Origin of the sequence: Francisella sciaenopsi, assembly GCF_045862875.1 — a bacterium.
GTDB lineage: Bacteria > Pseudomonadota > Gammaproteobacteria > Francisellales > Francisellaceae > Francisella > Francisella sciaenopsi.
In genome coordinates, this window is record NZ_BTHG01000010.1 from 1 (window position 1) to 14,717 (window position 14,717).

Genomic DNA, 14,717 nt, shown 5'->3' on the forward strand with positions numbered 1-14,717 from the left:
GTGCAGCGTTAAGAACTCTAGCATAAATTATCCTCCTTACGTAGGTGAGAATCTTATAATTCAGATCTAAATATAAAGTTATAAAATAATCTAAAAGTAGTGTGTCATTCTGCTAGGCTTGACCATAAATGCTGCTTTAAGTATATGGTAAGCTAAGGTTTTTTTGAGTCTTGAACTGCTGTTGGGTTTTATATTTGCATTTTTGTTTGTATTTTTGTATTATTAATATTATATTTATTTTACGTGCAAGAAAAGCCTACGGATAGGTTGGGAGTGGTAACTAAAGAGCCAGCGAAAATTACCGAGCTAGTTTAAGAGAATGAAGGTTTTTGAATAATTTATTGATTCTTGGTGGGTGTGATGAAGAGGTTTATGATCTTGAAAGAGAAAGCGAATTCCTGAGGGAGTGTGTGGTTGGTTGTGTAGAAGCTATATAAACAAATAGAACATAAGGAGACTGTGGAAGTGTTTAATGATAAGGTAGTGTTGATAACTGGTGGGACAGGTAGTTTCGGTAAAAAATATGTGGAAATTATACTTTCTATGTATAATCCTAAAAAAATAATAATTTTTAGTAGAGATGAGCTAAAGCAGTTTGAGATGTCTCAAGAATTTAATGACCCTTGTATGCGATACTTTATTGGAGATGTTAGAGATCTTGGGAGGCTTAAAGAAGCAATGCATGGTGTTGACTATGTAATTCATGCTGCAGCACAAAAACAAGTTCCTGCTGCTGAATATAATCCTATGGAATGTATAAAAACCAATGTTCATGGTGCAGAAAATGTAATCCAAGCAGCACTATATAATAATGTCCATAAGGTTATGGCTTTATCTACAGACAAGGCAGCAAATCCTATTAATCTATATGGTGCTACAAAACTAGCGTCAGATAAGCTTTTTGTTGCGGCTAATAATATGGTTGGTGATAGGGAGACAAGATTTTCTGTTGTTAGATATGGTAATGTTTTGGGCAGTAGAGGTTCTGTTATACCTTTCTTTCAGAAACTTATAGATGATGGTGCTACTGAGTTGCCTATCACTCATGAAAAAATGACTAGATTTCTTATAACTTTGGAAGATGGGGTTAGGTTCGTACTTAAGAATTTTGAAAGAATGAAGGGTGGGGAGATATTCGTTCCTAAAATTCCATCAATGTATATGACCGAACTTGCAAAAGCAATGGCTCCAAACTTGTCACAAAAAATTATAGGCATTAGGCCTGGTGAGAAGTTGCACGAAATAATGTGTCCGTCAGATGATTCTCATTTAACACTAGAGTTTCATGATCATTATGTACTTTGTCCAACTATTCAGTTTGCACATAAATCAGATTTTACAGAAAACTTAATTGGTGAAATTGGTGTGCCAGTAGAATTAGGTTTTGAATATAACTCTGGTAATAATACAGAGTGGTTAACACATCAAGCATTTTTAGATATGATGAAGGTAATGTAGTATGGATTTTATCCCTTATGGTAGACAAAATATATCTGTGGATGATATTGGGGCTGTAGTAGATACTCTGAAATCAGATTTTTTAACACAGGGGCCAGCAGTCGCTAGTTTTGAAGAGTCTGTTGCAAAGTATTGCGGAGCTGGGTATGCTTTTGCTGTGGCAAATGCAACATGTGCGTTACACTTAGCATATTTGGCGTTAGGTGTTGGCAAGGGAGATATCGTTTGGACGTCTCCAAATACATTTTTAGCCACTGCTAATGCTGCTCTTATGTGTGGAGCAGAGATTGATTTTGTTGATATTTGTCCTAAAAGTTATAATATGTCTGTTGAATGTTTGAAACAGAAGTTAATTGAGGCAAAAAAGATTGATAAGTTGCCAAAAGTAGTAGCTCCAGTGCATTTTGCGGGACAATCATGTGATATGCAACAGATATACATGTTGTCAAAGGAGTACGGTTTTTCGATTGTTGAAGATGCCGCACATGCTATAGGTGGTAGATATCTAGATAAACCAATTGGATCTTGTGAATATTCGGATATAACAGTCTTTAGCTTTCATCCTGTGAAAATTATCACTACTGCAGAAGGTGGTATGCTTGTGGTAAACTCTAGAGAGTTGGCAGAGAAGATAGGCTTATTGAGAACTCATGGGATGACTAGGGATGAATCTTTAATGACAAAAGAATCAGAAGGTCCTTGGTATTATCAGATGATAGACTTAGGTTACAATTATCGTATTACAGATATGCAGTGTGCACTTGGTCTATCACAGATGTCTAGGCTTGATGAGTTTGTTGCAAAGAGGCATGCCGTGTTAAGTAAGTATGAAGAGTTATTGTCTGATTGTTCAGAAGTTGTTCTGCCATATCAGTTTGATAGAAGTCATTCGGGATTGCACTTATATCCAATAGTTGTTCCAGCTGATAAGAGAAGAAAGGTGTTTGAACATCTTCGTGATAATAATATAGGAGTTAATGTTCATTATATACCTGTATATTTGCAGCCTTACTACCAAAAGATGGGATTTAAGAAAGGATATTGCCCTAATGCAGAAGCATATTATAATGGAGCAATAAGTTTGCCTATGTATCCGGATTTGACAGATGAGCAGATGCAAAGGGTAGTCAAAGTATTAAAAGAGGCTTTGTGATCCTGCTATGAGATATGTGACATTTCATGATAATAAAATATCTAAGCTTTCTCTAGGAACTGTTCAATTTGGTCTTAGCTATGGAGTCGCAAATCAAAAAGGTCAACCAACTCAAACAGAGGTTAATGATATGGTTGACTATGTCATTTCTCAAGGGGTTAATTGTTTTGATACCGCGCAAGCTTATGGCACCTCTGAAGATGTTTTAGGTAGAGCTCTGCATGATAATAACTTTATTGTGTCTAAAATTAAATCAGATGTTTTTATAGATGGTTTTGTTGAAAGTATTCAAAATTCATTACGAAGATTAAATGTACAGTCTTTGTTTGGTTTACTGCTTCATGATATGGATATTTTTTACAAAGATTATGCTTTGTTAGAAACAGAGATTAATTTTGCCAAAGCAAATGGCTATTTAAAATACTTTGGAGTGTCTATATACTCCAGAGAAGATTTTGACATGGCGCTAAATAATGAACTTGTTGATATCATACAGTTACCCTTTAATGTTTTTGATCAAAGAGCTGTTGTAGAGAACTGGTTCGAGAGAGCTAAGCAAAAAAACAAACTAATATTTATTAGAAGTGTATTTTTGCAGGGGTTGTTGTTGATGGATTGTAGTTCGCTACCAGCAAATTTGGAAAAAGTAAGGCCATATTTAGAAAAACTTAATTTAGTTGCAAGAAGGTATAATCTTTCAAATAAAGAGTTTGCATTGTCATTTGTTGAGAGTATTGCAGATCAGTCAGTATTGTTATTTGGTTGTGATTCTATAGAACAGGCTAAAGAAAATTTAAACGATTATAATAATAAAATAAAGATATTTGACTTAGCTGACATTGAGCAGATTAAGAAAGAATTTGTTGATATTAGTGAAGACATTTATCTTCCAACAAAGTGGTGAACTAATGAATAATATTTACTCAATTAAAGATAAGGTTGTGGTTATTACAGGAGCTACTGGATATCTAGGTAGCCAGATGGTTGAAGATTTATCTTTCTCTGGGGCTAAAGTTATACTCTTATCAAGAGATATAGCAAAGCTAAGAGATTTGTGCGATAGGTTGCAATTGGGTTATGAGCAAGCGTTTGAAGTTGATGTTTCTAATGAAAAAAATGTTAAAGATATAATCTTTGAGATCTATAACAAGTTTGGTAAAATAGATGTTTTAGTAAATAATGCCTACTTTGGTATTGCTAAGAAGTTTGCAGAGAATTCTCAAAGTGACTGGCAATTGAACATGCAAGGCACTATAGTGTCAACTGACATCATGACACAAGCAGTTTCATATTATATGAAAAAGACCGGCGGTGGAAGAATAATAAATATATCTTCGATGTATGGAATGGTTGTTCCTAATCCTGAAGTTTATTCAACTGAAGATATGATTAATCCATTAGGGTATGGAGTTGGTAAGGCCGGAATTATTCAATATACTAAATATGCTGCGATGATGTTGGCTAAGTACAATATCAATGTAAATACCGTTAGTTATGGACCATTTCCAAACCTATCAATTGTTAAGGATAAAGAGTTTATCAATAAACTTGCAAACAAGACTTTTTTAAAACGAATAGGAGTTTCTAAAGAGGTGACATCAGCAATTTATTTCTTATCGTTAGATGAAAGTAGTTTTATAACAGGTCAAAATATTGTAGTAGATGGAGGGTGGACAAGTTGGTAGATTATTTGTGTATAATACAGGCTCGATTAAATTCATCAAGGTTACCAGCTAAAATAATGTTAGATCTTGGAGGAAAAACTTTAGTAGAGAGAGTCTTTGAAACAGTATCTAAATCAAAGAAGATTGAACATGTGGTTGTTGCAACATCTAATGATATAACAGATGATATTGTCGGAAAAAAGCTTTCTTCCGTTGGAATTGAGGTTTTTAGAGGAAGTTTGACAAATGTTTTAAATCGTTTTTATATATTGGCAAAAAAATATAAAGCTAAAAATATAGTTAGGGTGACAGCAGATAATCCTTTAATGGATGCGAACTTGATTGACGAACTCATTGCTATATATGAAGAAAATGAATGTGACTATAGTATGTTCTCTGGAGCTGTTTATGGATTGAGTGCTGAAGTTTTTAGTTTTGCTGCTTTAGAAGAAGCTGAAAAAAATGCTAGAAATGATTTTGATAGAGAGCATGTTACACCATATATAAAAGAGAAAGGAAATATTTATATAGAACCTATTGAAAAAAAATATCACAATCCAGACCTTAGAGCAACTATAGATACACTAGATGACTATATTAGTATGCAAAAATTTTATATGTATTGTAAAGAGCTTGATAAAGAGTCTAATATTGATAATTTTATGCAGTTTCATCAAATATGAAAGCTATAATCAGAGTTGACTCCTCCTCGAGTATTGGTACTGGTCATATTATGCGAGATCTTGTGTTAGCATCTCAATTTGATGATGTGACTTTTGTGACAAGAGATTTATCAGGCAATATTAACTTTAAGATTATAGAGGCTGGCTATAGTGTTGAGATTGTAAAGGATAATGATTTATCAGAGTTTGTCGAAGTAGTTGAAAAACTAAGTCCCAATCTTGTGATTTTAGATAATTATAATTTAGATTATGATTTTGAGAGAGCCTTTAAAGAAAAATATCAAGATATAAAACTTATGGTGTTGGATGATACTTATGAGAAACATTATTGTGACATTCTTTTAAATCATAATATATACGCAAAATCTAGTGATTATATTAGTCTTGTTCCACTTCATTGCGAAGTGAGGTGTGGTGCTAAATATACTCTATTAAGAGATGAGTTTTTTGCTATTAGAGATGTTAAAAAAACAAAAAAAGAATACTTGAGAATTTTTTTAGGTATGGGAGGTGCAGACTCTCAAAATATGAATATTAAAGTCTTGGACTTTTTATCATCATTAAATGTTAGCTATAGAGTTGATGTTGTAACAACAAGATCTAATAAAAATTTATCAACGTTACTTGATTATGCACAAAAACAAAAAAATGTTCGTGTATATGTTGATACAAATAACTTGGTGAAGATTGTCTCTAATAATGATATTGCTATTATTACACCAAGTGTTATGGCTAACGAAATTCTTTTCCTAAAAATCCCAATTATAACTGTTATGGTAGCTAGTAATCAAAGATATATGTATGATTTTTTGAGAAAAAATGGTATACCTGGGTTAAAAAAAAGTGAATTAGATAAGCTTGAAGAGCTGGTTAAAAAATTCCAAAATAAGGAGTTTTTTGAAACTCAACTTAGTAATATAGAAAATATTATAGAATTTAAAAAGTAAAAATATATAAGGATATATTATGAATAAGAAAAAAATATTGATTTCAGGTGCAGGAGGTTCAATATTTCCATATCTTTTTGGAGCACTAGAAGAAAAATATGATATATATGCTATGGACTCTGATGAAAAGATTGGGTTAATTTATCCTAATAAAAATATTATTATTTCTCCCAAAGTTGATGATCCAAAATTTAATGATCAGATTGGTAAAATAATTGATGATTACAATATAGATTATTATATTTCTGGTATTGATGAGGAAATATTAAAAGCTATAGAAATAGGTAAGGATAAAAATATTTCCGTCTTGTCTCCATGTAGTGATTTTGTTAAAGTTAGTTTAGATAAGTATGAACTAATGAAGTCTTTAAAAGATCTTGGTATTTCAGATATACCCACAGTTATGGCGGATCAGTATACTGGACAATTTGATTATCCTATTTTTCTTAAACCTAATGTAGGGAGAGGTAGCAGAGGTATTAAGAAAATTGAGAGTTTGGATCAGTTTGAAGCATATTTCATTTTAGAGGAATATGAAAAATCAGAAGTTCTGGTGCAGCCATATATAGGTGGAGATGAGTATACTGTTAGTGTTACCGTTAATAACCTTAATGATCTTATGGCAGTAGTTCCAAAGCTAGTTTTTACAAAGCAGGGAATTACAAGACATGCGATAAGCATACAAAATGAAAAAATAGTAGAAAAATGTAGAGATATTGTAAATAAAATGAAACCGTATGGGACATTTAATGTACAGTTAAAGATATATAATGAGGAAATATATATTTTTGAAATAAATCCTAGGATATCAACAACATTAGTTTTAAGTGTAGAGAGTGGAGTTAATGAAATAGATCTTATGATCGAATATTTTGATAAAAAATATTCTAAAAAACTTTGTGAGTTTTCAAGCATAAACTTGGTAAGAAGATGGGAAAACTGTTTTTATGAGTAATGTTTTAGTTGTAGGTGGTAAGGGATATGTTGGAAGACATCTTAAAAAAAAATTTCCAAATTTTATTTACTGTGGTAGAAGTGAATTTGATCTAACTTCCAAGCAAGAGATTATTGATTATCTAAAAGAAGTTCAAATTGATACATGTATAATTTTGTCAGCAAGTATAGGGTATGATCAGGGTATTAATTTCTATGATGAGCCCTTTCAGACAAATCTTTTAGGGCTTAATAACTTGCTGTCTGTATTAAGTAAATGTACAAAAATTATCTATTTTAGCTCAATGACGGTTTATGATCCAAATAATGTTTCACCAGTAAATGAGGAAGCAAAGTTAAAAGCTTTACATAGTTATGCATTATCTAAAATATATGCTGAACAACTAATAAAATATTATAGCTTTAAGTCACTAATTATTAGAATTCCTGGTATTTATGGAGGAGATAGGAAAGCAGGGTTGATATATAACTCAATCCAAAAAATGAGAGATAATATAGATGTTGATATAAACACGGATAATTTAGGTTATTGGGAGACAATGCATGTAGATGATATGGTTGAGTGCTTGTCCGAGTTATTTGGAAAATATGAGTTTAAGTCTGAAGCTGATATTTTAAATATATCATATGGTGAAGAGGTAGATCTTATTGCCACCTTGAAATTCATTAAAGAAAAGCTAGGATCTGATTCACTATTAAAGGTTTCAAGAAAATATACAAAGCTTTATCTGTCAAATAAAAAGCTTAAAAATTATAATGTAAATATCAAAAATAGTTATTATAAAAGATTAGATTCTTATATAGAGGAAAGTCTATGATTTTTGTAATAGGTGATGTGCATGGAGAGATAACTAAGCTAAAAAAAATAATAAAAAATATTGAAAAAATAGATAGCTCTCCAAAGTATATTTTTATAGGGGATTATATAAATAAAGGAGAAAATTCTAAGGAAACATTGGATTTTTTGACAGGTATCAAAGATGCTATTTTTCTTATGGGGAACCATGAATATTATTACTTGCAATATATTACTAAGGGAACGTATAAAGATAAGATACTAAAGTATGGTAAAACAACTTTCAAAGATTTTAATATGAATCTAGATAGTATATATGACAATCTATATAAGCCATATAAAGATTTTTTTGATAATTTGATACTATATTATGAATTAGATAATTATTTAATTTCACATGCTGGAATAGATGTTAATTACTTGGAAAAAGATCTAAAGTCTTTAGAAGCAGAAAAATTCTGTATCTTTAATAGATATGACTTTATAAGTTTAAATAAAAAAGTAAAAAATAAGATCGTAATTTTTGGACACACCGGTTTTTCTAGGCCATACTATGATGGTTTTAAAATAGGTATAGATACAGCTGCAGCATATAGGGAAGAAAGTCCTATAACTGCTTTTTGTATAGAGAAAGAATTTTTTATAGATAGTAATGATCAGAAATATGAATTATCAAGCCTTAGAAAAGATGTGTGCCCTTTGATAAAAAGGATAGAACCTTATAGAGTTCGGAATGAAAACCCCTAAAGAGAAAGTGATAAGATTGTTTAGCAATTACTAAAAAGGAGATGGAATGTCTAAAAAAATACTAGTAATAGCCGCTCACCCTGATGATGAGGTGTTAGGGTGTTTTGGTACAGTGGCAAGGCTTGTTAAGGAAGGTTTTGAAGCTTATACATTAATACTTGGTGAAGGTAAGACAAGCAGAGATGAACAACGAGTTGTAGAAGCCAAAAGAGAAGAGATAGAAGTTTTAAATACCGAGATATACAAGGCTAATAGTATTATAGGTATTAAAAAAGTTTTTGTTGAAAGCTTTCCTGATAATAGGTTCGATAATGTTGATTTACTAGATATTATTAAAGCTATATCAAAAGTTAAAGATGAGGTCCAGCCAGATATTATATTTACTCATTATGAGCATGATTTAAATATAGATCACCAAATTACATATAAAGCAGTTATAACGGCTACAAGACCAATGGAGTCTGAGTGTGTTAAGGAAATTTATAGTTTTGAAATACTATCATCTACGGAGTGGAACTACCCTTTATCATTCTCACCAGATACTTATTTTGATATATCTGATACTTTGGATCTTAAGGTTAGAGCCATGGCAGAGTATAAAAGTGAGCTTTGTGAATATCCACATCCTAGAAGCCTTGATGGTATAAGACTAAACTCTAAATATCAAGGTATGAGGGTTGGAAGAAAATATGTAGAAGCATTTAAAACAATTAGAAGAATTAAATGATAGAACTAAGAAATTTTATAGATTTGGATAAAACTGAAAAACAAATGGTTTTAAACTGGCGAAACTCAGAGAGAGTAAGGGCTTCTATGTATAATAGCCAAAAGATTTACTTACAAGATCATTTAAATTTTATTGAAGAATTAATGTATGATAAGTATAAAAAGTATTTTTTGGTAAAAAATAGAAATGTTAATATTGGTGTTGTTTATTTGGATAATATCAAAAATGATGAAGCTATTATGGGAATATATTCTAATCCAGAGCTCCGCGGACAAGGGACATTGTTGTTAAATGCATTATTGGATTATTCGTTTATGTCTTTAAACTTACAAAGGATCAAATTAGAAGTTTATGCTGATAATTGTAGGGCGCGTAGTTTGTATGGTAAGTATGGCTTTATTGAAAATGGAGTAAAATTTGTTAATAGAAAAGAAGTGATTTGTATGGAGCTGGAAAATGAAAATTGGTAAATTTGATTTAAATAGAGATGGTGTTTTTATAATTGCAGAGCTTAGTGCCAATCATGGAGGTAGTTTACAAACTGCTCTTGATACAATAAAAGCAGCGAAAGAAGTTGGTGCAGATGCAATAAAAATTCAAACATTTACTGCAGAAGAACATACCTTGGATTGTAATAAGAGTGACTTCATTGTTGGAGGAGGAACTCTTTGGGATGGTAGGAAATTATTTGATTTATATGCAGAGGCGCATACTCCATGGGAATGGCATCAAGAATTATTTGATTATGCAAAGGAAATTGGCATACAAATATTTTCAGCGCCTGTTAGTAAAAAATCTGTTGACTTTCTAGAGCAATTTAATCCTCCTGCATATAAGTTGGCATCTTTTGAAATAACCGATTATGAGCTAATAAGATATGTAGCGTCAAAAGGAAAACCTATTATATTATCGACGGGCATTGCAACTATTGATGAAATTCAAGATGCTGTGAATATTTGTAGATCTGTAGGTAATGAAGATATTATAGTTCTGAAATGTACAAGTGCATATCCTGCACCATTGGAAGATGCAAATTTATTGACAATTCCGAATATTGCGCAAACTTTTGGCGTTGTTTCTGGATTTTCAGATCATACATTGGGAACTACAGCTCCTGTTGTGGCTACTGCATTAGGAGCAAAAGTTATAGAGAAGCATTTTATATTGGATAAATCTATAGGTGGGCCAGATGCAGATTTTTCTTTAGATAAAAAAGAACTTGCTGAAATGATAAAGGCAGTTAGGGATACTGAGAAGTTATTAGGAAAAGTTGACTATACTTTAACTGAAAAAAAGAAAAAGAGTAGAGATTTTGCTAGAAGCCTGTATGTGGCAACAGATATCAAAAAAGGCGAAGTTTTTACTGAAGAAAATATTCGTAGTGTAAGACCAGGGCATGGTATGCATCCGAAATATCTTAAAGATATGCTAGGTAAAGTAGCTGAGAAAGACTATGAGTTTGGGGATAGGTTTGAAAAATAGCTTACAAACAGTTATTGATGATTTGTTTGAAAATTATACAAGGTGAGGATTTGGTAGGCTACTAAAGTCTGAGGTTGAACTTTAAATGTTTGATTTTGCATTGAAGAAAATATTTATTGAATTACAAAAAGACTATCTCGTAAGTTCATATCAATTAAAGTTACTGCTGATGGTTACTTATAAAATAAGACCTAAATCTGTTTTTTTACGTAACCTCAGATCTAAAAGAAAAGAATTCAAAATAATTGAGTCAAGAGCTAGCTCCAAGTGTATTCGTTACTATTTTTAGTAAATAATCATCAAGATGAAGAACTGTTGGAAAATGGAAAGCTAAGGTGTGTTATCTATTCAATAAATTATTTAAAACAGTACATATTATCATGTCTTGTAGGCAAAAGAAGAGATGTTATTAAAGATATCTTAATTAAAGTATTTAATGAGGAATAATTATTGATATACTTGGTGGATTGGAATTTCTATATATAATATAAACGATCTAATCTATGTGCAATTTAAGTATTGCCGTAAGATTTGTAAATATTTTAAAATAAGTATTAAAAAAATGGAGGTGTGTTCAGAAAATGAATATAAAGAAAAAGTTAGAACTATTTTATGCGCCGGTATTATTCGTTTTAAATAAAAGCCATCATCGGCTAAAAAATAAAATAGCAAAAGCCACATATGCTCACTTAAAGAGAAGTACAGTAAAAAGTGGTTGGGATCATCAGTATCCATATAAAATTCATCCACCAGTTTCTATTTTTGGTAAGTCGCAGCGTTATGATAAGTTTATTCTTGTTGGAGACTCGTGGAATGATAAAAATAAACCAATAGCATTAATGATAGGGTTTAATGATTGGAAATATGGGTTTATAGCAGATTATTTTGAACAATATAGAACTGCATTTGCTAAACGGAAGCTGTCGAATTTTTCTTTTTTTAATATATTTTTGTTAATGCCAGCCCCAAAGGTTATCATTGTCTGGGGATATAATGAAAACTACCTTATTAGGCTCTATGCTAGAATTTTTCGTAAAAAAATATATAGAGTTGAGGATGGGTTCATACGATCTGCTAATTTAGGGGCATCACACTCGACCCCATACTCATTAGTGTTCGAAAAGAAAAACTTGTACTATAATGCTAGAAAAAAAAGTACAGTTATTGATATATTAAATGCTGTAAACTACTCCAAAGAAGAGTACGACAGGGCGTTGACTGCTTTAAACGTTCTCAAAAAATTAAAAATATCAAAGTATAATGATTATAAACGTGACGAATTTGAATTTGATATCAAGTCTAAAAAAAGAGTTGCTGTAATTGGTCAAGTTGCTTCAGATGCATCATTAAGGTATGGAAATCCTGATAAGTGGACAATGTATCAGTTAGTGAAGTTAGCATACTTTGAAAATATAGATGCAGAAATACTATACAGGCCTCATCCTGAAGTGTATAAGGGGTACCAAAAGAATAAGTCATTGAAGAATATTGAGAAATTAGCCACTATTTCTCATCCATCAATACCGTACATAGATTTCTTAGAAAATGTTGATAAAGTATATGTTATAAACTCTCTTTCAGGATTGGAGGCATTATTATGGGGCAAGGAGGTGGTTACGGTTGGAGCCCCGTTTTACTCTGGGTGGGGGCTGACTGATGATAGGTGTACAAAATCTAAAAAATATCGTAAAAGAAAACTTAGCTTTATGGATTTGTTTATAGGTGTATATATTAGGTATCCATTATATTTGGCTAATCCTTTCAATCCTTTTGATGGAATTATAGCGTCGTGTTATAAAATACATGCAGATATGCTATGTTCAGCATTTAGTAACTACAAGGCTTTAGAGAATAATAAATCGTATGATTCTCTAATCAAAACCGACTTTTGGACAAATGCTCTTTTAAATCATTCTAAATACATAAGTCCCGTAGAGATTAGGCAGTTAATTAACTCTCACAAACTTAAGAATATATTTAGATCAACAAATTCTCTGCAGTATGAAAAAGTTGTAAGTTGTTTTATTATTGGCACACTTCCTAGTGTAAACGAAATTGATTTATTTCTGAAGTCTATACGAGAATTGGTTTTATTAGATACACTTGATTATCTATTGCTTGAGTTAAATAAGTATCATCCTGGGGACTATTTATATCAGCATATTTTATGGTTATATAATCAAAAGGAAAGCTATAAAGATGCTGTTTTTCTGTCAAAAGAGTATATGTCTAGTTTTGACTCTAAAGTATCTAATATATCAAACTCAAGTAATCAAAATGATCATCAAGATCAGTGTCAAGATGATGAAATTTTTATTGGGTATAATGATATAGATGCTAAAGCTTTGGTTGAGGGCTTAAACTCAGCTATCTATGATATGAATTATGATTATGCTAATTCTATATTATGTAGATTATTTATTACCAGCCAAGCGACCACTACACTTTTGGTAAAAGCTATTGAAGTTTTACAGCTGCAGTTTGACTTTAAAAGTGCACAACATTTATCAAATATTTTGCAGAATACAGATCTGCTTGCACATAATAAGGCTTCATTAAACTTATATATGGAAAGTTTTGATTTTGCTGATACTCAATGTTCTAGAGAACAGATTATATTATCATTTGCAAAGCAAGTTTCTTTGAATCCTGATAGAATAAATAGAACATGGCCAAGGCTTAAAAACTATATTAAAGATAATAAAGTTTATGACCTTATGCTATTAATTTCAAATCTTTATCATAAAAATGATTTTCACAGATCATCATATTTTCTTGAAATTAATCAATTAAATAAGGCTTATAATATATTAAATAATATGATTGACCAAGGTCTACATCATACTTCAAAATTTTCTACTGAATATTCGAAAGTTATTTTCACAATGGGCGACCATGCTAAGGCTGAATATATTATAGCTAAATGCGTTGAGAAAGAACCATCTCATGAAGCATATACAGAATATCTAAGACAGTTGAAAGCTAGAGGACTATTTAAAAAAGCTCTATCGATTGCACGAGAAGCAATTGAGAAAAAAGTAAATCTTACAATAGAGGGACATATAATGCCGATTTACTTTGGTTTGGGCGAGATAGAGCAAGGATTTAAATGTTTTCATGATACAGCTAAGAAAAAGGCTTTGATAAGAGCGTTTGGTGATTCTAAATATAGACATGAAAATACATTATGTGGTGCAACTGATCTTTTATTAATATTCAATTCTGGACCTGCTGAGGAAATTAGGTATGCTTGTATATATCAAAATATTTTAGATGAGCTTGGTGTAGGTAATTTTAAAATAACTTGTGACCATCGCCTGGAAAAACTACTTAGTAGATCTTTTCCTGATATATGCTTTGTACCTACCAAAAGAGTAAGATTTATATCCGAAGGATTTCCTTTAAGTGAATATAATAAACTTCCATCGTTAGAATTAATTACTGATATAGATAATAGTACATTACAGTATATAGAATCCTCTAATCAAATAAAGATATTAACTGAGCTTATATTTAACTACAAAAAAAGCTACAAAGATTTTGAATATGCTAAGCCTTATCTGAAAGTTGATGAACAATTGGTAGAACATTATAGAAGTCTACTACCAAAGAATAAAATAATGATTGGGATCTCGTGGAGAAGTTTTTTATGTAATGCTATGAGAAATATTCATTATTTGTCTGTGGATGATATGAAACCAATTTTTGATATTCCTAATGTTACATTTGTTAACTTACAGTATGATGAATGCACTCATGAGTTGGCAGAAATTAAACAGAAATATAATGTTGACGTAATTGACTTTGAAGATCTTAACCAAATGGATGATTTCGATGGTGTTGCAGCATTGATGAAAAATTTAGATCTTGTTATTTCTCCATTTACTGCGGTTATAGAGTTAGCTGGAAGTATAGGTGTGCCTGGTTTTCTATTTTCAAATCATGGGGAGTCATTTTGGAGAAAGTACAACAATAATAATAGAGATGTTTGGTATGAATCTGTTAAAGTCGTCGGTAGTGGAAGTGTTGGCGACAAACAAGCGTTAGTTTATGCTATTAAAGATGAAATTATAAATGCTTTAGGGATAAAGTAAGAGTCCAAAATT

The 14,717-nt window shown here is 31.2% G+C and carries 13 protein-coding genes; all 13 read left to right on the forward strand.

Annotation, left to right across the window (positions count from 1 at the left end; translation table 11 throughout):
• Nucleotides 1-465: 465 nt before the first annotated feature.
• On the forward strand, nt 466-1,458 hold the full coding sequence (pseB, locus tag ACKTR7_RS09650) for a UDP-N-acetylglucosamine 4,6-dehydratase (inverting) (RefSeq protein WP_407878099.1): 993 nt from the start codon (nt 466-468) through the stop codon (nt 1,456-1,458).
• A gap of 1 nt (nt 1,459) precedes the next feature.
• Complete coding sequence (gene pseC, locus ACKTR7_RS09655) at nt 1,460-2,611, forward strand: UDP-4-amino-4,6-dideoxy-N-acetyl-beta-L-altrosamine transaminase (protein ID WP_407878100.1); 1,152 nt, start codon at nt 1,460-1,462, stop codon at nt 2,609-2,611.
• A gap of 7 nt (nt 2,612-2,618) precedes the next feature.
• A complete protein-coding gene (locus ACKTR7_RS09660) occupies nt 2,619-3,515 on the forward strand; it encodes an aldo/keto reductase (RefSeq protein ID WP_407878101.1) in 897 nt (298 codons plus the stop codon).
• A 4-nt stretch (nt 3,516-3,519) separates the two neighbouring features.
• Nucleotides 3,520-4,296 carry an SDR family oxidoreductase gene (locus ACKTR7_RS09665; RefSeq protein WP_407878102.1) on the forward strand — a complete coding sequence of 259 codons (777 nt, stop codon included), beginning with the start codon at nt 3,520-3,522 and terminating at the stop codon, nt 4,294-4,296.
• Nucleotides 4,281-4,958 (forward strand): cytidylyltransferase domain-containing protein, encoded by a 678-nt coding sequence (locus ACKTR7_RS09670; protein WP_407878103.1) that lies wholly within the window; start codon nt 4,281-4,283, stop codon nt 4,956-4,958. Before ACKTR7_RS09665 ends, ACKTR7_RS09670 begins: the two co-directional genes overlap by 16 nt.
• Nucleotides 4,955-5,905 carry a UDP-2,4-diacetamido-2,4,6-trideoxy-beta-L-altropyranose hydrolase gene (pseG, locus tag ACKTR7_RS09675; RefSeq protein WP_407878104.1) on the forward strand — a complete coding sequence of 317 codons (951 nt, stop codon included), beginning with the start codon at nt 4,955-4,957 and terminating at the stop codon, nt 5,903-5,905. Before ACKTR7_RS09670 ends, pseG begins: the two co-directional genes overlap by 4 nt.
• 19 nt (nt 5,906-5,924) lie before the next feature.
• Nucleotides 5,925-6,860 carry an ATP-grasp domain-containing protein gene (locus ACKTR7_RS09680; protein ID WP_407878105.1) on the forward strand — a complete coding sequence of 312 codons (936 nt, stop codon included), beginning with the start codon at nt 5,925-5,927 and terminating at the stop codon, nt 6,858-6,860.
• On the forward strand, nt 6,853-7,677 hold the full coding sequence (locus tag ACKTR7_RS09685) for an NAD-dependent epimerase/dehydratase family protein (protein ID WP_407878106.1): 825 nt from the start codon (nt 6,853-6,855) through the stop codon (nt 7,675-7,677). The genes ACKTR7_RS09680 and ACKTR7_RS09685 overlap by 8 nt, the downstream gene beginning before the upstream one ends.
• Nucleotides 7,674-8,402, forward strand: a complete 729-nt coding sequence (locus tag ACKTR7_RS09690; protein ID WP_407878107.1) for a metallophosphoesterase — start codon at nt 7,674-7,676, stop codon at nt 8,400-8,402. The genes ACKTR7_RS09685 and ACKTR7_RS09690 overlap by 4 nt, the downstream gene beginning before the upstream one ends.
• A gap of 46 nt (nt 8,403-8,448) precedes the next feature.
• The gene (locus ACKTR7_RS09695; RefSeq protein ID WP_407878108.1) at nt 8,449-9,129 is read left to right on the forward strand and encodes a PIG-L deacetylase family protein; all 681 of its coding nucleotides are present in this window, start codon (nt 8,449-8,451) and stop codon (nt 9,127-9,129) included.
• Nucleotides 9,126-9,599, forward strand: a complete 474-nt coding sequence (gene pseH / locus ACKTR7_RS09700; RefSeq protein ID WP_407878109.1) for a UDP-4-amino-4,6-dideoxy-N-acetyl-beta-L-altrosamine N-acetyltransferase — start codon at nt 9,126-9,128, stop codon at nt 9,597-9,599. Before ACKTR7_RS09695 ends, pseH begins: the two co-directional genes overlap by 4 nt.
• Nucleotides 9,586-10,611 (forward strand): pseudaminic acid synthase, encoded by a 1,026-nt coding sequence (pseI, locus tag ACKTR7_RS09705; protein ID WP_407878110.1) that lies wholly within the window; start codon nt 9,586-9,588, stop codon nt 10,609-10,611. Before pseH ends, pseI begins: the two co-directional genes overlap by 14 nt.
• Nucleotides 10,612-11,192: 581 nt before the next feature.
• Nucleotides 11,193-14,705: a capsular polysaccharide export protein, LipB/KpsS family gene (locus ACKTR7_RS09710; protein ID WP_407878111.1), complete on the forward strand. Its 3,513-nt coding sequence runs from the start codon at nt 11,193-11,195 to the stop codon at nt 14,703-14,705.
• The last annotated feature ends 12 nt before the right edge of the window (nt 14,706-14,717 follow it).

Bases quoted from the DNA above. Each gene is read 5' to 3' on its own strand.
- pseH (WP_407878109.1), top strand. From the start codon at position 9,126: ATGATAGAACTAAGAAATTTTATAGATTTGGATAAAACTGAAAAACAA.
- pseG (WP_407878104.1), top strand. From the start codon at position 4,955: ATGAAAGCTATAATCAGAGTTGACTCCTCCTCGAGTATTGGTACTGGT.
- pseI (WP_407878110.1), top strand. From the start codon at position 9,586: ATGAAAATTGGTAAATTTGATTTAAATAGAGATGGTGTTTTTATAATT.
- ACKTR7_RS09690 (WP_407878107.1), top strand. From the start codon at position 7,674: ATGATTTTTGTAATAGGTGATGTGCATGGAGAGATAACTAAGCTAAAA.
- ACKTR7_RS09660 (WP_407878101.1), top strand. From the start codon at position 2,619: ATGAGATATGTGACATTTCATGATAATAAAATATCTAAGCTTTCTCTA.
- ACKTR7_RS09685 (WP_407878106.1), top strand. From the start codon at position 6,853: ATGAGTAATGTTTTAGTTGTAGGTGGTAAGGGATATGTTGGAAGACAT.
- ACKTR7_RS09695 (WP_407878108.1), top strand. From the start codon at position 8,449: ATGTCTAAAAAAATACTAGTAATAGCCGCTCACCCTGATGATGAGGTG.
- ACKTR7_RS09680 (WP_407878105.1), top strand. From the start codon at position 5,925: ATGAATAAGAAAAAAATATTGATTTCAGGTGCAGGAGGTTCAATATTT.
- ACKTR7_RS09710 (WP_407878111.1), top strand. From the start codon at position 11,193: ATGAATATAAAGAAAAAGTTAGAACTATTTTATGCGCCGGTATTATTC.
- ACKTR7_RS09665 (WP_407878102.1), top strand. From the start codon at position 3,520: ATGAATAATATTTACTCAATTAAAGATAAGGTTGTGGTTATTACAGGA.
- pseC (WP_407878100.1), top strand. From the start codon at position 1,460: ATGGATTTTATCCCTTATGGTAGACAAAATATATCTGTGGATGATATT.